15 protein-coding genes are annotated in these 16,982 nt (G+C 66.8%); 9 read left to right on the plus strand and 6 right to left on the minus strand.

What is annotated here, in order from left to right; genetic code table 11:
• The first annotated feature begins 1 nt into the window (after nt 1).
• The 5 genes from AC3WRC_RS01455 to glyS all read left to right on the plus strand — a co-directional run bounded on the left by AC3WRC_RS01455 (nt 2) and on the right by glyS (nt 5,546).
• A complete protein-coding gene (locus tag AC3WRC_RS01455) occupies nt 2–880 on the plus strand; it encodes a 4-(cytidine 5'-diphospho)-2-C-methyl-D-erythritol kinase (protein WP_492302603.1) in 879 nt (292 codons plus the stop codon).
• A gap of 203 nt (nt 881–1,083) precedes the next feature.
• The gene (locus AC3WRC_RS01460; protein ID WP_492302604.1) at nt 1,084–1,980 is read left to right on the plus strand and encodes a fasciclin domain-containing protein; all 897 of its coding nucleotides are present in this window, start codon (nt 1,084–1,086) and stop codon (nt 1,978–1,980) included.
• Between the two features lie 100 nt (nt 1,981–2,080).
• Nucleotides 2,081–2,974: a glycine--tRNA ligase subunit alpha gene (locus AC3WRC_RS01465; protein WP_091749489.1), complete on the plus strand. Its 894-nt coding sequence runs from the start codon at nt 2,081–2,083 to the stop codon at nt 2,972–2,974.
• A complete protein-coding gene (locus AC3WRC_RS01470) occupies nt 2,971–3,348 on the plus strand; it encodes a hypothetical protein (RefSeq protein WP_143007350.1) in 378 nt (125 codons plus the stop codon). The genes AC3WRC_RS01465 and AC3WRC_RS01470 overlap by 4 nt, the downstream gene beginning before the upstream one ends.
• A complete protein-coding gene (glyS, locus tag AC3WRC_RS01475; protein ID WP_492302605.1) occupies nt 3,348–5,546 on the plus strand; it encodes a glycine--tRNA ligase subunit beta in 2,199 nt (732 codons plus the stop codon). Before AC3WRC_RS01470 ends, glyS begins: the two co-directional genes overlap by 1 nt.
• A gap of 157 nt (nt 5,547–5,703) precedes the next feature.
• On the opposite strand, the gene AC3WRC_RS01480 is transcribed toward glyS, so the two are convergent.
• Nucleotides 5,704–6,057 carry an endonuclease domain-containing protein gene (locus AC3WRC_RS01480; RefSeq protein ID WP_492302607.1) on the minus strand — a complete coding sequence of 118 codons (354 nt, stop codon included), beginning with the start codon at nt 6,055–6,057 and terminating at the stop codon, nt 5,704–5,706.
• 196 nt (nt 6,058–6,253) lie between these two features.
• Here AC3WRC_RS01480 and ppdK point away from each other — a divergent pair, with 196 nt between their 5' ends.
• Both ppdK and AC3WRC_RS01490 read left to right on the plus strand, forming a co-directional pair.
• A complete protein-coding gene (gene ppdK / locus AC3WRC_RS01485; protein ID WP_492302608.1) occupies nt 6,254–8,935 on the plus strand; it encodes a pyruvate, phosphate dikinase in 2,682 nt (893 codons plus the stop codon).
• A 232-nt stretch (nt 8,936–9,167) separates the two neighbouring features.
• Nucleotides 9,168–9,695 (plus strand): porin family protein, encoded by a 528-nt coding sequence (locus tag AC3WRC_RS01490; RefSeq protein ID WP_354071957.1) that lies wholly within the window; start codon nt 9,168–9,170, stop codon nt 9,693–9,695.
• Between the two features lie 72 nt (nt 9,696–9,767).
• Here the strand turns inward: AC3WRC_RS01490 and AC3WRC_RS01495 are convergent, their stop codons facing one another.
• Complete coding sequence (locus AC3WRC_RS01495) at nt 9,768–10,037, minus strand: hypothetical protein (RefSeq protein ID WP_017504786.1); 270 nt, start codon at nt 10,035–10,037, stop codon at nt 9,768–9,770.
• A 136-nt stretch (nt 10,038–10,173) separates the two neighbouring features.
• Between AC3WRC_RS01495 and AC3WRC_RS01500 the strand changes: the two genes are divergently transcribed.
• Together AC3WRC_RS01500 and AC3WRC_RS01505 are read left to right on the plus strand one after the other, a co-directional pair.
• Nucleotides 10,174–11,379, plus strand: coding sequence for a M48 family metallopeptidase (locus AC3WRC_RS01500; RefSeq protein WP_492302609.1), 1,206 nt, complete (start codon nt 10,174–10,176; stop codon nt 11,377–11,379).
• A 41-nt stretch (nt 11,380–11,420) separates the two neighbouring features.
• Nucleotides 11,421–11,882, plus strand: coding sequence for a DoxX family protein (locus AC3WRC_RS01505; RefSeq protein WP_055752982.1), 462 nt, complete (start codon nt 11,421–11,423; stop codon nt 11,880–11,882).
• A 4-nt stretch (nt 11,883–11,886) separates the two neighbouring features.
• On the opposite strand, the gene AC3WRC_RS01510 is transcribed toward AC3WRC_RS01505, so the two are convergent.
• From AC3WRC_RS01510 to AC3WRC_RS01525, 4 genes are all read right to left on the minus strand, one after another.
• Nucleotides 11,887–13,041 (minus strand): beta-ketoacyl-ACP synthase III, encoded by a 1,155-nt coding sequence (locus tag AC3WRC_RS01510; RefSeq protein ID WP_370451836.1) that lies wholly within the window; start codon nt 13,039–13,041, stop codon nt 11,887–11,889.
• A gap of 114 nt (nt 13,042–13,155) precedes the next feature.
• On the minus strand, nt 13,156–15,210 hold the full coding sequence (locus AC3WRC_RS01515; protein WP_492302611.1) for a capsule polysaccharide biogenesis protein: 2,055 nt from the start codon (nt 15,208–15,210) through the stop codon (nt 13,156–13,158).
• A 215-nt stretch (nt 15,211–15,425) separates the two neighbouring features.
• The gene (locus AC3WRC_RS01520; RefSeq protein WP_492302612.1) at nt 15,426–16,256 is read right to left on the minus strand and encodes an HpcH/HpaI aldolase/citrate lyase family protein; all 831 of its coding nucleotides are present in this window, start codon (nt 16,254–16,256) and stop codon (nt 15,426–15,428) included.
• The gene (locus AC3WRC_RS01525) at nt 16,256–16,933 is read right to left on the minus strand and encodes an SDR family NAD(P)-dependent oxidoreductase (RefSeq protein ID WP_492302613.1); all 678 of its coding nucleotides are present in this window, start codon (nt 16,931–16,933) and stop codon (nt 16,256–16,258) included. The genes AC3WRC_RS01520 and AC3WRC_RS01525 overlap by 1 nt, the downstream gene beginning before the upstream one ends.
• Nucleotides 16,934–16,982 lie beyond the last annotated feature (49 nt).

Raw genomic sequence — 16,982 nt, forward strand, 5'->3', positions numbered from 1 at the left:
CATGCCTGCCCTGACCGCCTTGGCGCCGGCCAAGATCAATCTGTTCCTACACGTCGGCGCGGTGGACGCTGACGGCTATCATCCGCTGTCCAGCCTGGTCGCCTTCGCCGATGTCGGGGATCGCGTGTCGGTCGAGCCGGCGGATCGCCTGTCGCTGACGGTCGACGGGCCCTTCGGCGGCGGGCTGGGCGCGACGGACGACAATCTGATCCTGCGCGCGCTGCGTCAGTTGGGCGAGGCCTGCGGCATTGGAGAGCCGAAACTGAAGGTCACGCTGGACAAGCACCTGCCCATCGCGGCGGGGCTGGGCGGCGGATCGTCCGATGCGGGCGCGGCGCTGAAACTGGCGCGCGACGTCCTGGCGCTCGATCTCGACGACCACGCGCTTGAGACGGTCGCGGGCGTCGTCGGCGCGGACGGGCCGATGTGTCTGCGGATGCGCACGGCCTGGGCCGAGGGGAGGGGAGATGTGCTGATCGACGAACCCCGCCTGCCGCCGCTGCCGGCCGTTCTGTTCAACCCTAGCGTCCCATCGCCGACCGGCGCCGTCTATCGCGCCTTTGATCAAGGGCCGGTGCAGGCCGCCGACAGACCCACGCCGCCCCAGGACTGGTCAATCGCCGCCGTCATCGAATGGCTGTCGGCCCAGCGCAACGATCTTGAAGCGCCTGCGCTGGCCCTGACGCCGGCGATCGGCGCGGCCCTGTCGGCGGTGGCGGTGACGGCCCAGGTCGCTCTGACCCGCATGTCCGGCTCAGGCGCGACGGTGTTCGGTTTGTACCCCAGCGACGACGCCGCCCAATCTGCTGCGCGCGCATTGTCCGCCGCTCATCCCACGGCCTGGGCCAAAGCAACGCAACTGTCCGTACAGCAACGCTAAAGCTTTGTGGCCGAATACCGGCGATCAGGCTGCGAAACCGGCGATTTCGCCCAGGTCTCGCCCAGATCATCACAAACGTTACGCATTGTTTCGAAATCTCGGAACCAGATCACGGCGTTCTGATTTGAGTCGGCAGTTCCGATGTCTGGAACGGGTCGCCTTCTCCCTCGTGGCGATCCTCAAACAGGAAAAAGGAAATCGCCATGCTTCGTGCAAAATTGCTTGCCGCCACGGCCGTCGTCAGCCTGATGGCTGCCCCTGCTTTCGCCCAGGACATGACCGCCCCGGCGACCACGACGACGCCCGCCCCGGCGACCATGCCGCAAACCGATCCGGCCATGCCAGCCACGCCGCAGACGCCGGCTCCGACGGCTGAGGCCGCCGCGACCACGACCACGACTGCGGAGGCGACCACGCCTGTCGCCGGCGAAACCGTTGTCGACAAGCTGAAGGCCAGCGGTCAGTTCACCACACTGCTGGCCGCGCTGGACGCCGCCCAGCTGACCGACACCCTGGCCAGCCGTCCGGCCATCTCGATCTTCGCCCCGACCGACGCCGCCTTCGCCGCCGTGCCCGAGGCCGAGCGTACCCGTCTGATGGAACCGGCAAACGCCGCCGAACTACGCCAGCTGCTGCTGTATCACGTCATCGTCGCCGACGTGACGCCCGACCAGATCATGGGCAAGAAGGGCGGCGTAGAGACGGCCGCCGAGAGCCAGGTTTTGCTGGACGGCACCGGTTCGGCAATCAAGGCTGACGGCGCGATCGTGGTCAGCGCCGAGTTGGACGCCTCGAACGGCGCCATCTTCCCGATCGACAAGGTCCTGAACCCGGCGAATTCCATGGCCGCCATGGGCGATGAAGAGGCCGCCGCGCCCGCCGAAGCCGCCGCTCCGGCCGCTGAGGCGACGCCAGATGCTGAAGCGACGCCGGCCCCGACCGCGCCGAACGGCCAGCCCGCCGCGATGACGACCACCACGTCCTCGTCGCCGGTCGTCAATCCGACTGACGGTCAGGTCGACACCCCGGCCACGCCGCCGGTTGATGCGGCTGATCCCGCCGCCGACGGCGCAGCCGAAGCCAAGCCGACCCCGAACTGATCAGGGTCATCCACGCGCTCGCTCGGTAGCGTGTTGAAGCGGAAGGCGGCGGGCCCTATGGTCCGCCGTCTTTTTTGCAGCCCCTCCCCAAGAGCCCGATTTGACCACCTCGACCGAGCCGCTCGCGTTTCAGGACCTGATCCTGACTCTCCACCGCTATTGGGGCGAGCAGGGCTGCGCCATTCTGCAACCCTATGACATCGAGGTCGGGGCCGGCACGCTGCATCCCGCCACCGTCCTGCGCGCGCTCGGCTCCAAGCCGTGGAAGGCCGCCTATGTCCAGCCCAGCCGCCGTCCCGGCGACGGCCGCTATGGCGAAAACCCCAATCGCCTCCAACACTATTACCAATACCAGGTCATCCTGAAGCCGAACCCGGACAACCTTCAAGAGCTGTATCTGGGGTCGCTGGCGGCCATCGGCATCGATCCGAAACTGCACGACATTCGCTTCGTCGAGGACGACTGGGAAAACCCCACCGTCGGCGCCTGGGGTCTGGGCTGGGAAGTCTGGTGCGACGGGATGGAGGTGACGCAGTTCACCTATTTCCAGGGCGTCGGCGGCATCGAGGTCGATGTGGTGTCGGGCGAGCTGACCTACGGGCTGGAGCGTCTGGCCATGTATGTCCAGGGCGTGGACAACGTCTATGATCTGAAGTTCACCAAGGAGGGCCTGACCTATGGCGAGGTCTTCCTGGAGAACGAGCGGCAACAGTCGGAAGCCAACTTCCACGGCTATGACGTTGACGGTCTGAAGCGGCGGTTCGAGGACATGGTGGGCGAGGTTTCGCGCCTGCTGGACATGCGCGGGCCGCAGGATCAGCCGCTGGTCCTGCCCGCCTATGATCAGGTGCTGAAAGCCAGCCACCTGTTCAACCTGATGGACGCCCGCGGCGCCATCGCCGTCGCCGAACGCCAAAGCTACATCGGCCGCATCCGCGAACTCTGCAAAGCCTGCGCTCTCGCCTACGTCGAACAAGAGCGGAAAACGGCGTGAGCGTTGATCATTCTTCTGAGCTCGTGAGCGGCAGTATGGCGTTTTCGAACCGCCTGCTGCGTCTGACAGCTGGACTCGGTCAGCGTGGGCCAGTGTGGCAGATGAATCCGCAGCCTGTGACCTTGAATGGTCGAGCGCCTAGCATCATCCACGCCAGCTTCGAGTCCCTTGTCCAATCGCATAACGGCACGCTCGGTAGCCTTTGGGAGAACGAGCATGGTCTGAACGGCGAGTTCTGCTTTGAACCTGCCTATTTTGATTTGCTGCAGCAGGCCGCGCTTTCGGCGGCAGACCTTGAACTCACCGTGATCTTCGGCGCACGCGACCAACAGGTCGAGACGCTGATGTTAACGCTCCAACACAAGACCGCCTGATGCCCCAGCTGCTTCTCGAAATCTTCTCCGAAGAAATCCCCGCCCGGATGCAGCAGGGCGCGGCGCGCGACCTGGAGCGGATGGTCTCCGACCGTCTGAAGGCCGCCGGCCTGACGTGGGAGGCGCTGACGACCTATGCCGGTCCGCGCCGCCTGACCCTGGTCATCGACGGCCTGCCCACGGCCACGCCGGACCGCGAGGAAGAGATCAAGGGCCCTCGCGCCTCCGCCCCAGAACAGGCGCTGGAAGGCTTCCTGCGCAAGACCGGCCTGACGCGCGATCAATTGACCGAGCGCGACGGCGTCCTGTTCGCCGTCCTGTCGTCCAAGGGCCGCGCCACGACCGATCTGGTTGCCGAGACGGTCGATCAGGTCATCCGCACCTTCCCCTGGCCCAAGTCGATGCGCTGGGGTTCCGGAACCCTGCGCTGGGTGCGTCCGATCAAGCGCATCCTGTGCCTGTTCGACGGCAAGGTGGTGCCGTTCGAGATTGACGGAATCCAGAGCGATGCGATCACCGAGGGGCACCGCTTCCTGGGGTCCGGCGAGCTGCTGCGCGTCAGCGACTTCGTCGATTACCGCACCCAATTGGAAAAGAACTTCGTCCTGCTGGACGTCGCCGACCGCAAGCTACGCATTCTGGAACAGGCCAAGGCCGCCTGCGCCGCGCGCGGCCTGGCCTTGGTCGATGACGACGGCCTGCTGGACGAGGTGGCGGGCCTGGCGGAATGGCCGACCCCGATCCTGGGCGACATGGACCTGCAGTTCCTGGCCCTGCCGCCGGAAGTCGTGCGCCTGTCGATGAAGGTGCACCAGAAGTATTTCGCCGTCCGTGATCCTTCGAAAGACGGCCTGGCGCCGAACTTCCTGGTCGTCGCCAATGTCGAGGCGACCGACGGGGGCAAGGCCCTGGCCGCCGGCAACAGCCGCGTCCTGTCCGCCCGCCTGAACGACGCGCGCTTCTTCTGGGACGAGGACCAGAAGGTCGGCTTCGACGCCTGGAACGCCAAACTTTCCGGCGTCACCTTCCACGCCAAACTGGGCACCCTGGCCGAGCGCGTCGAGCGCATCGCCGCCTTGGCGCGCGAGATCGCGCCGCTGGTCGGCGCCGACGCCGACGAGGCCGAAACCGCCGCCCGCCTGTCCAAGGCCGACCTCATGTCAGGCATGGTCAGCGAGTTTCCGGAACTGCAGGGGATCATGGGCGGCTATTACGCCCGTCTCGCCGGCCAGTCCGAGGCGATCGCGGACGCCGTGCGCGACCACTACAAGCCCCAAGGTCCCGCCGACACAGTCCCGACCGCGCCCGTCACGGTCGCCGTCGCCCTGGCCGACAAGCTGGACACCCTGGTCGGCTTCTTCGCCATCGACGAGAAGCCCACGGGGTCGAAGGACCCGTTCGCCCTGCGCAGAGCGGCGCTGGGCGTGATCCGGCTGGTGCTGGAGAATGATCTGCGGCTGAGTCTCATCCGATTTATGCCAGCGACCATCGCACATGCGCTGACTTACCCTGACCGTGAGAATGCTGAACAAGCAGTCACGTTAGCTCTAGCATTGCGCGATCAGTTCGGTATCCCATCCGCTCAGGTTGCTGCCGAGGAAAGCCTTGCGCTTTTAAGCCCTAGTCGAGCGTCCGAGATGGTTGCTCAAACGAGTGATAAAGCCTTTTCCATTGCGATGGAGGTCAGCACCTTCTTCGCTGACCGCCTGACCGTCCTCCTGCGCGATCGGGGGCAGCGCCACGACCTCGTCGCCGCCGTCTTCGCTCTGGGCGACGACGACCTCGTGCGCATCGTGCGTCGGGTGGAGGCGCTGGCCGCCTTCCTCGCTACGGACGACGGTGCCAATCTGCTGGCCGGCTACAAGCGCGCCTCCAACATCCTGCGCGCCGAGGAGAAAAAGGGCCCGCTGCCGACCGGCATGGTTCAGACCGGCCTGCCGAACCAGCCCGAGGCCGAGACCACCCTGGCCTTCGCCGTCGGCGCCGCCCGCACCGCCGTCGAGGCCGCGCTGGAGACCGAGGACTTCGCCGCCGCCATGACGGCCCTGGCGCGCCTGCGCGCGCCCGTGGACCGCTTCTTCGACGACGTTCTGGTCAACTCCGACATCCCCGCCGAACGCGAAAACCGCCTGAAGCTGCTGGGCCAGGTTCGAGACGTCATGGGCCAGGTCGCCGACTTCGGCCAGATCGCGGGGTAGGGGCCGCATTGTCTCCTCCCCACCTGTGGGGAGGGGGACCACGAAGTGGTGGAGGGGCTCTTGACGTCCCACGGCTGCGATGCGGTGAAGAACCCCTCCGTCCCGGCGCAAGCGCGCCGCGCCACCTCCCCATTTCATGGGGAGGAGACGGGGTGTTTCAGCCTCGGATTCGGTCTCTCGCCCTGTCGGCGATGAACTCGAGCACGTCGCCTAAGTCCACCCGCACCTGCTCAGCCGAGACGCGAATGATCGCAATGCCCTGAGCCGCAAGCCAGCGCGTGCGTCGGGCGTCGTATTCGCCTCGGCCTTCGTGGCTTTCGCCGTCGACCTCGACCGCCAGCATCGCCTCGGCGCAATAGAAGTCGAGCACATAGATACCCGCCGGATGCTGGCGTCGGAATTTCAGACCGTCCAGCGCGCGGCGGCGCAGGTGGACCCACAGTCGCGCTTCGGGCGGAGTCATTGCGCGGCGCAGGATGCGAGCGCGTGAGACGGAGCCTTCGTGCGTCAAGAACCCCTCCGTCTCTCCGCTGCGCTACGAGCCACCTCCCCATGAAATGGGGAGGAGACGGAGCCGTCAAGGAAACCGCACACCCCCTCACGCATTGTTACATCCGCAATGGTCAAGGCCGCTCTCACGCGCTAGATCATGCTGCATGTGCGAGCGGGGCCAACCCGCCGGACGATCCGAAAAGCTCAGGGACTGCATGATGACTCAGTGGGTGTACGGCTTCGGCGGAGGCTCCGCCGACGGCGACGCGTCGATGAAGAACCTTCTCGGCGGCAAGGGCGCCAATCTGGCGGAAATGTCGTCGCTGGGTCTGCCGGTTCCTCCGGGCTTCACCGTCACCACCGAGGTTTGCACCCACTATTACGCCAACAACGAGACCTATCCGGCCGATCTGGACGCCCAGGTCCAGGCCGCCTTGGCCAAGGTCGAGGGCGTGGTCGGCAAGACGTTCGGCGATGTCGAAAACCCGCTGCTGGTGTCGGTGCGGTCGGGCGCGCGGGCGTCGATGCCGGGCATGATGGACACGGTGCTGAACCTGGGCCTGAACGACCAGACGGTCGAGGGTCTGGCCAAGCTGTCAGGCGACCGTCGCTTCGCCTTCGACAGCTATCGCCGCTTCATCACCATGTATTCCAACGTCGTGCTGGGGCTCAGCCACGACGATTTCGAAGAGGTGCTGGATCAGCACAAGGATCGCCTGGGCGTCACGGTCGACACCGACCTGACCGCCGGCGACTGGGAGAAGGTCGTCGCCGACTACAAGGCCGTGGTCGAGCGCGAACTGGGTCACGCCTTCCCGCAGGATCCCAAGGACCAGCTGTGGGGCGCCGTGGGCGCCGTGTTCGAAAGCTGGATGAACGACCGGGCGAAATTCTATCGCCGCATGCACGACATCCCCGAAAGCTGGGGCACGGCCGTCAACGTCCAATCGATGGTGTTCGGCAATATGGGCGAGACGTCGGCCACCGGCGTGGCCTTCACCCGCAACCCCTCGACCGGCGAGGCGCGCCTGTACGGCGAGTTCCTGATCAACGCCCAGGGCGAAGACGTGGTCGCCGGCATCCGCACGCCGCAGTCCCTGACCAAGATCGGCCGCGAGGAGATGGGCGAGACCGCCCCCTCGATGGAAGAGGCCATGCCCGAGGTGTTCGCCCAGTTCGTCGATGTCGTCGGCAAGCTGGAAAGCCACTACCGCGACATGCAGGACATTGAGTTCACGGTCGAGCAGGGCCGTCTGTGGATGCTGCAGACCCGCAACGGCAAGCGCACCGCCAAGTCGGCGCTGAAGGTCGCCGTGGACCTCGCCGCCGAGGGCGTTATCTCTCAGGAAGAGGCCATCAGCCGGGTCGAGCCGTCGGCGTTGGACCAGCTGCTGCACCCGACGCTAGACCCCGATGCGGCGCGCACCGTGGTCGCCGCCGGCCTGCCGGCCTCGCCCGGCGCCGCGACCGGCAAGATCGTCTTCGACGCCGACGAGGCCGAGCGCATGTCGGGTCTGGGCGAAGCGGTCATCCTGGTGCGCGAAGAGACCAGTCCTGAAGATATTCACGGCATGCATGCGGCGCGCGGCATCGTCACCGCCCGCGGCGGCATGACCAGCCACGCCGCCGTCGTGGCGCGCGGCATGGGGCGGGCCTGCGTCTCCGGCGCCGGCGAGATCCACATCGACGAGGCCAAGGGCACCTTCACCGCGCGCGGCCGCACCTTCAAGGCCGGCGAGGTCATTACCATCGACGGCTCCAAGGGCGAGGTGCTGGACGGCGCCGTGCCGATGATCGAGCCGGAACTGACCGGCGACTTCCAGACCCTGATGGGCTGGGCCGACAAGGTGCGCCGCCTGAAGGTCCGCGCCAACGCCGAGACCCCGCTGGACGCCAAGACCGCGCGCGGCTTCGGCGCCGAGGGCATCGGCCTGTGCCGCACCGAGCATATGTTCTTCGACGACACCCGGATCGCCGCCGTGCGCGAGATGATCCTGGCCGACGACGAAAAGGGCCGTCGCGCTGCGCTCGCCAAGATCGCGCCGTTCCAGAAGTCGGACTTCGTCGAACTGTTCGAGATCATGGCCGGCCTGCCGGTGACGGTGCGCCTGCTGGACCCGCCGCTGCACGAGTTCATCCCGCACACCGAGGAAGACATCGACGCCCTGGCCGCCTCGTCCGGCATCGACGCCGAGAAGCTGAAGCGCCGCGCCAAGGAGCTGCACGAGACCAACCCGATGCTGGGCCACCGCGGCTGCCGGCTGGGCGTCGCCTATCCCGAAATCTACGAGATGCAGGTCCGCGCCATCATCGAGGCGGCGCTGGAGGTCAAGCAGAAGTCCGGCGCCGCGCCCCTGCCGGAGATCATGCACCCGCTGGTCGCCCTGGGCCTTGAGATGAAATATCTGCGCGAGCTGACCGACCGCACGGCCAAGGCCGTGTTCGAGGAGACGGGCCAGAGCCTCGACTATCTGGTCGGCACGATGATCGAACTGCCGCGCGCCGCCATCCGCGCCGGGGACCTGGCCGAATACGCCCAGTTCTTTAGCTTCGGCACCAACGATCTGACCCAGACGACGTTCGGCATTTCGCGTGACGATTCCGGCCGGTTCCTGCAGGCCTATCTGGACAAGGGCATCTTCGAGACCGATCCCTTCGTGCGCCTTGACCGGGACGGCGTCGGCGGCCTGATCGAGATCGCCGCCGAACGCGGGCGCAAGGTCCGGCCCGAGGTCAAGCTGGGCATCTGCGGCGAGCATGGCGGCGACCCGTCGTCGATCGCCTTCTGCGAACAGGCCGGGCTGGATTACGTCTCCTGCTCGCCCTACCGCGTGCCGATCGCCCGTCTGGCGGCGGCCCAGGCCGCGCTGAACGTGGAGCGCGAGAAGGACCGCTAGGCCTCCTCAGCAGGAAGAACCCAAGAAGGGCGGTCTCGGTTGAGGCCGCCCTTTTTGCTGCGGCGCCACAAAGTCGCCGATCTTGGCGGAACGCTGTATGTGTCCCTGCGTCCACAGGCATTCGTCCTGTTTTCGGGCCTCTGGAACAGATGACGCTGTGACCTATTTAAGCACTCGCTGGATGGGGCTGATGATCGGCTCGGTCATCACATCTAGGAGTTAATAAGAAACAATGCGTAACATTCTTCTCGCCGCTGTCGCCGTTTCCGCAATCGCCGCTCCGGCCTTTGCTCAAATCAATCCTGAGCCGCGTGGTTACGGCTCGCTGGGCTACACTCATCTTGAAGGCGACAATGCAACGACGGGCGCTGTCACCGGTCGTCTTGGCGTCAACCTCAACCGTTACATCGCTGTGGAAACTGAAGCCTCGGTCGGCGTGAAGCATGACGACTTCACCGTCGCGGGCGTCGATGGCGAGATCAAACACGAGTGGGACGCCGCCGGCTACGTGGTCGGCAAGGTGCCGGTCTCTGACAAGCTGGAACTGTTCGCACGCGGCGGCTACGGCCACACCGAGCTGAAGCAGAAGTTCCCGGGCGCGAACACCGACGTGGGCGGCGACAGCTGGAACTACGGCGCGGGCGCCAACTACTATCTGGACGGCGTCAACGGCGTGCGCGCCGACTGGACCCGTCGCGACTACCGCGACAACGGTGGTGAAGCCGACGCCTATTCGGTCAGCTACATCCGTCGCTTCTGATCTGATCGATCAGTCCTAACGACGAAGGCGCGCTCCGCAGGGAGCGCGCCTTTTTCGTTCAGGACATTCAAATCAGCCGAAGTCGCCGGCCAGGGCCCAACGCTGCGAGCCTTCGCCGAACGGGCGAACGAACCAGTCGCGATAGTATTCGAAGGTCTCGATGATCTTTTGGCGAAGATCGGGCGGGTTGACCGCCTCGCCGCGCTGGCGCTTCATCGCCGCTACGCAATCGACCACCATGTTCTGGTGCGCCGAGCCGCCCATGCTCTTCAACACGGTGGCGATATCATGAGCCAAGCTTTCCAGGACCTGCTTGGGCGTCTTGTGAGCCATCTGGGACATCCCCTGTTCTCGACAGGAGAATGCGTGACAAAAAGTCGTGAAAGATTCAAGCGTGGCCGGGCGAGAATCATCATGGATGCGAATTAACCTGACATAACGCGGGTCGCGCGGTTTGGTTCTCTCAAGGGAGACAACCATGACGAATTTCGATCCGGCGGCCGCGACGGCCCAATGGCTGGCGACCTTGTCGCCCCAGGAAACGGCACGCGCCATCGCCTATACCCACGGTTCGCACTGGTTGATCCTATGGAGCTTGCTGGTCTCAGCCCTGGTCGCCTGGATCATCGTGCGCACCGGCCTGCTGGTCGCGATCCGCAGCCGGATCGAACGTCGCCGCCGTCGTCCGATCCTGGCCAGTTTCGCCGTCGCCCTGGTCTATTCGGCCATGAGCTGGGCGCTGACCCTGCCGTGGGCGATCTATCAGGGCTGGTGGCGAGAGAAACAGTATGGACTGACCAGCCAGACCCTGGGCGGCTGGCTGGGCGAGGCTGTGATCGGCGCAGCGATTTCGGTCGTGGCGACCTCGCTGCTGCTCGTGGCGATCTATGCCCTGATCCGGCGCGCGCGTCGGTTCTGGTGGGCCTGGGCGGCCGGCGTGACGGCGGCCTTCATCGTCATCGGCCTGGTGCTCGCGCCCCTGGTGATCGAGCCGATCTTCAACACCTATACGCCCGCGCCGAACGGGCCGGTGCGCGACGCCGTCGTGACCCTGGCCAAACAGACCGGCACGCCGTCGGACAAGATTTTCATCTACAACGGCTCCAAACAGTCCGACCGCTACACCGCCAATGTCTCGGGCCTGTTCGGCACGGCGCGGGTGGCGATGAGCGACACCATGTTCAAACAGGGCGCGGATCTGGCCGAGGTGCGGGGCGTGGTCGGCCACGAGATGGGCCACTACGTCCGGGCGCACATTCTCTGGACCGTCGGCATTCTGGTCCTCCTGTCGGTGCTGGCCTTCTGGCTGACCGACCGGCTGTATCCGGTGGCGCATCGTCTGCTGAGGGCGGACCGCGTGGGCGACATCTCCGACCCTGCGGGCCTGCCGGTCCTGGCCTTGGTGCTGGCTTTCCTGGGCGTGCTTGGCACCCCGGTCTTCGCCACCATGACCCGCACGATGGAGGAGGACGCCGACCACTTTTCGCTGGTTCACGCTAATGCGCCGGACGGTCTGTCCAAAGCCCTGATCAAGACCGCCGAATACCGCGCCCCGTCGCCATCGGCGATCGAGGAGTTCCTGTTCTACGATCACCCCAGCGTGGAGAACCGCATCCGCCGCGCCATGGAATGGAAGGCGACGCATCCCGCCCAAGCCTCGGCAGAGCAACCGACGCGGCCCTAGGGCATTGAAGGCTTCGCCATTCCAAGCGGAGCCTTCGCCCCATGATCGACCTCTATCGCGGCCTCGGCCTGGGCGTTCCGGCCCTGATGGACATCGCGCCCCTGATCGCGCGGGTCGTGGTCGGGGGAATGTTCTTCCTGTCCGGCTTCTACAAACTGTTCACCCCGGCCCAGGCCGAGAAGATGCAGAAGACGATGGTCGAGGCCGGCATCGCGGCGCCGCGCCAGACCGCCAAGTTCGTCTCGGTGTGCGAGTTCGCCTTCGGCGCCCTGCTGATCATGGGCCTGTTCACCAGCCTGGCGGCCCTGGTGCTGCTGATCATCAGCCTGGTCGCCCTGGTGACCGTGGCGTCAAAGTCGGTGGAGGGGACCAGCCTCGGCTATCGCCTCTCCAGCTATTTCGACTTGCCCGAGACCCTGCTGATGGTCATCCTGATCTGGCTGATCGCCAATGGACCGGGCCTGTGGAGCCTGGACTTCGTCCTGTTCCTGCCCCGGCTTTAGGGCTTCAGGCCGCGCGCTTCCTGACAAAGACCGTCCCGGCCGAATAGCCGGCGCCGAAGCTGCAGATCAGCCCCGTATCGCCCGCCTCGAATCCGTCGTTGTGCAGGTGGAAGGCGATGATCGACCCGGCCGAGGAGGTGTTGGCGTATTCGTCCAGGATGATGACGTTCTCGTCCGCCGAGGGCTCACGACCCAGCACCTTCTTGCCGATCATCGTGTTCATGTTGATGTTGGCCTGGTGCAGCCACAGGCGCTTCAGATCATGCGGATCCAAGCCCAGTTCGCTGGCGTGATCCACGATCATGTCCGACACCATCGGCACCACGTCGCGGAAGACCTTGCGGCCCTGCTGGATGAACAGCTTGTCGTTCTGGACGCTGTCGTCGGCCTCCGGGCTGTCCAGATGCGCGGTGTCGCGCGCATTGCGGTTCAGGAAGCCGAAGTTGTTGCGGATGTTGTTCGAGAAGGTCGTCTTCAGACGCGTGCCCAGCACGTCCCAGCCGCCCGGTCCCGCCGTGTCTGACGACTCCACGATCACCGCGGTGGCCACGTCGCCGAAGATGAAATGGCTGTCGCGATCGGTGAAGTTCAGGTGCGCCGAACAGACCTCCGGGTTGACCATCAGCACCGCCTTGACCGAGCCGCCGGCGATGAAGTCCGCCGCCGTCTTGATGCCGAAGGTCGCCGAGCTGCACGCCACATTCATGTCGAAGGCGAAGCCCTCGATGCCCAGCGCCTGCTGCACTTCGATGGCCATGGCCGGATAGGCGCGCTGCATGTTCGATGCGGCGCACAGGACGGCGCCGATCTCGCTGACGGGCTTGCCCCAGGCCTCGATGGCCTGACGCGCGGCCTTGACCGCCATCTCGGCCAGGATCGAGATCTCGTCGTTGGAGCGTTCGGCCAGGTTCGGGGCCATCCGCTCGGGGTCGATGATCCCGGCCTTGTCCAGCACGAACCGGCTCTTGATGCCCGAGGCCTTTTCGATGAACTCGGGCGAGGAATGCGACTTGGCCTCCAGTTCGCCGGCCTCGATCTGGGCGGCGTGGCGGGCGTTCCAGCCGTCGGCCCAGGCGTTGTAGCTGTCGACCAACTCGGCGTTGGAGACCGACTGTTCGGGGGTGAAGAGGCCGGTGGCGGCGATCACTGCATTCGACACTTTGTGGTTCCTATCGCTCGACGCGCGGCGTCTCGCTGCTTGAGGAGTGTGTTCCTATCACTCGGCCCGCGGGGCCTCGCTGCTTGAGGACAGTCCGTTTCCTATCAGAACGCGTCAATAGGACGGCGGCGGTCTGCGGTCGAGACTGGCGATTACGCCCGTGGCCCAGCGCTGGATCTGACCGCGCGGCGCCTTGGGCGTCGGCTGGTCGCGCGCCGCGATCAGGGCTTCGACCAAATCCTCAGCCTCGCAGGGCCAGCCCGACGGCGTGACATAGATCGGATAGTGGATCAGGGCCGCCAGGATCAGATGATCCACCGTCGCCCGCCGCGTCCGACGCGCAAACGCCAGCCGGTCGTCGGTCAGCCCCCATCCGGCATAGAAGGGCCGGCCATAGACCGACACAGCCTTGCCCCGCATCAGGGCCTCGAACCCGGTCAGGGAGGTCAAGGTCGCCACCCGCCGGCACGCGTTCAGGCAGTCGATGATGTCCAGCCCATCCGCGCTGGCGTCCACCGAGGCCATGGCCGAGGCATCCAGCCGACCCGGCCGGTTGCCCGCCAGCACGTCGGGGTGATTGCGATAGATCAGGAAGGCGTCCGGATGATCGCGCCGCGCCGCCTCCACCAGGGCCGAGTTGGTGTTCAGATCCGGCGCACAGCCCAGCAGGATCGACTTGTCGTTCTCGACCTGACCGACGACCAGCAGGATGTCGCGGTCGGTCGGCCAACGGGCCGGCGCCTGGCCCTTCAGATTGTATTTCGACAGACCGGCCTGGACGATGCGTGCGCCCAGCGCCGCCGCGCGCGCCAACTGATCGGGCGTGGCGTCTGTCGTCTCGATCAGGGTCTCCAGCCGCGACGGGCGCGACGGGTCGTAATAGACCCCCTGGTCGTCCAGGGCGACTGACAGGGCGCCGACAAAGTCGGACCCCAGGCCGCGCGAACGGATGAAGCCATCCTCCATCCGCACCGTCGGGCCGTCGAAATCGGCCGCCGCCTGACGCGTCGCCTCGCTCTCCTTGCCGGCCCACCAGATCAGCCGGCCATCGGTCGCCTTGGCATGGGCGGCGGCGCGCGAGGGCGACATGAAATAACGCATCGTCGCCTTGGGCGAGTTCAGCAGACGGCGCACCGGCGGCCGCTTGGCGGGCGCGAACCCGACCGCCGACCACGACCCCGCCAGTCGGTCGGCCCGGTCGCGGAGCGCAATCAACCGCTCCAGCGCCTGTTCGGCCTCGCATCGCTGGCCCGTCACCGGATCGACATAGCGGCTGTAGGCGATCAGGGCGGCGGCGGCGATCTGTTCGATCGACCGCGCGACTCCGCGCCGCCCCGTCTGGACCGCATCGGTCGTCAGGCCCCAGCCGGAATAGAAGGGCGCCCCGAAACACCGCACAGGCAAGCCGCGCAACAGCGCCTCGAACCCCAGGGCCGAGGTGACGCAATAGACCGCATCCACCGCCGCCAGCAGGTCGGCAGGCCGTACATCCGTATCGACCAGGGTGACGCCCGTCAGGTTCGTCACGCACCCGCGCTTCCGGCCCGCCGCCACCGCCGGGTGGCGTTTGACGATCAGCTGGGCGTCCGGCTCGTCGCGCCGCGCGGCGGCGATCATCTCATCGAAGCGCTGGGCCGTCGCGAGGCCACAGGCGATTGAGGCGTCTCCAAACGTCTGGTCCACGATCAGCACACGCCGACCGGGTTTCAGCAGGCCCGGATCCAGCGGCCCGCCCATATTGGTCTTGGACACGCCAGACGCCACGATCCGGTCGATCAACCCGCGCGCCCGCACGGTCATGGCGGCGTCGCACCAGTCGTCGGCCGTCTGGATCAGATGCTCCAACCGACTGGGCCGCGTCGCATCATAATAGACGCCCAGATCGTCGACGATGAGGCTCAGGCTGGTCGCCCCCGCCTCGCCGATCCCGACCGATCTTAGGAACCCGTCCTCCAGCGCCACATAGGGCCGCCCGTTCTTCTGCGCCCACCGTCGCCCCGCCGCCGCCGTCGGCTTCATCCCCCAGCCCAGCACCGCTTGCACGTCCTCGCCTGGCAACCGACGCAGCTCGTAGTCGGCCAGAAACACGTCGAGGAACGGGACTTTCAGCACGCCGGGCGCACAGACCCAGGCCGGGATTTTCGAAGGCGTGTCGGAGGGTAGGGGCAAGGCGAGTCCGCTGAGTTTCGACGCGAGGTTTAGGGCGGTTGCGTAAAGGCGGCTAGGGTTCGCACCCGTCTCCTCCCCATTTCATGGGGAGGTGGCTCGAAGCGCAGCGGAGAGACGGAGGGGTTCTGCACCGCATCACGGGGGCCTGCGGGAGTTCCAGAGCCCCTCCACCGCTTCGCGGTCCCCCTCCCCACGAGTGGGGAGGAGACAGCCGGTCAGCCCGCCCGGGCCAGCAAGGCCTTCGCCTGCTCCAGATGCAGCCGTTCGACCATCGCCCCGTTCACGCGGATCGCGCCCCGCCCGTCGGCGTCTGGCCCGTCGAAGGCGGCGACGATCGCCCGTGCATCGGCGATCTCGGCTTCGGACGGCGAGAAGGCGGCGTTGGCGGCCGCGATCTGCGACGGGTGGATCAGGCTCTTGCCGTTGAACCCATACAATCGCCCCTGCAATGCCTCGCCCGCCAGGCCTTCGGCATCGTCGATCCGGTTGAACACCCCGTCGATGGCCAGCAAGCCATTGGCCCGCGCGGCGGCGACCAGCATCGCCAGCCACGGCTTGAACGGCTCGCGATCCGGCGACGCCCCGGTCCCCAGCGCCTTGGCCAGGTCGTTGACCCCCAGCATCAGCCCGTCCAGCGCCCCGTCCGCCGTTGCGATGTCGGCCAGGGCCATCAAGGCGCGCGGCGTCTCGATCATGGCCCACAGGGCGCAGCCCTTGGCCAGGCCGGCGGACAGGGCGTGCACGGCCTCGGGCGTCTCGACCTTGGGCGCGACGATCAGCGTGGCGCCGGCCGCCTTCATCGCCTCCAGGTCGTCCAGCCCCCAGTCGGTGTCCAGCCCGTTGATCCGAACGCCCAGGCGCGGCCCGAACCCGCCAGCCCGAACCGCCGCGACGGCGGCGTCACGCGCGTCAACCTTGGCCTCGGGCGCCACGGCGTCTTCCAGATCCAGCACGGCGACATCGCAATCCAGCGTCCGCGCCTTCTCAATCGCCCGCGCATTGGAGGCGGGCAGATAAAGGACGCTGCGGACCCGGTCGCTGCGCATCAGACGCGGCCCGTGACGGGCACCAGGGCGCCGGTCATGGCGCGGCTCTCGGGCGAGGCCAGGAACAGGATCACCGCCGCCAGATCGGCCGGCGCGACCCAGGCCGTCGGGTCGGCGTCGGGCATGTCCTTGCGGTTCGTCGGCGTGTCGATGATGGAGGGCAGGACGGCGTTGACCGTCACGTTTGTCGTCTTCAGTTCCTCGGCCAGCGCCTGGGTCAGGGCGTGGACTCCGGCCTTGGCCGCGCCGTATGCCCCCATGCCCGCGCCGGCCTTCAGCGCGGCGGCCGAGCCGACATTGACGATCCGACCCTCGGGCGAGGCCTTCAGCGCATCCAGCGCCGCGCGACTGGCGTTGACGGCGGTCGCGACGTTCAGCGCATGCATTCGGTCCCAGGCCGGTTCCGCATCGTCGGTCGTCTGCCAGACGAAGCCGCCGGCGATGTTCAGCAGGGCGTCGAGCCGCCCGAACCGGGCGATCACGGCGTCTACGGCCTTCTGCGCCTGGCGGGCGTCCGTCAGATCGACCCCGCCGACTTCCAGCACGCCGTCGGGCACGGTATGGCCCTCGGCATGGTCGATGACCGCGACCTGCCAGCCGGCTTTCAGCGCCGCCTCCAGCACCGCCCGGCCCAGGACGCCGTGTCCGCCCGTGATTGCGACTGTTCGCTGCATCATCCGATCCTCCATGTCGCCGGGGACCATAGAGCCGGCTGCGGCCGGATCA

This window comes from Brevundimonas sp. EU05-FHT14B07, assembly GCF_058790795.1.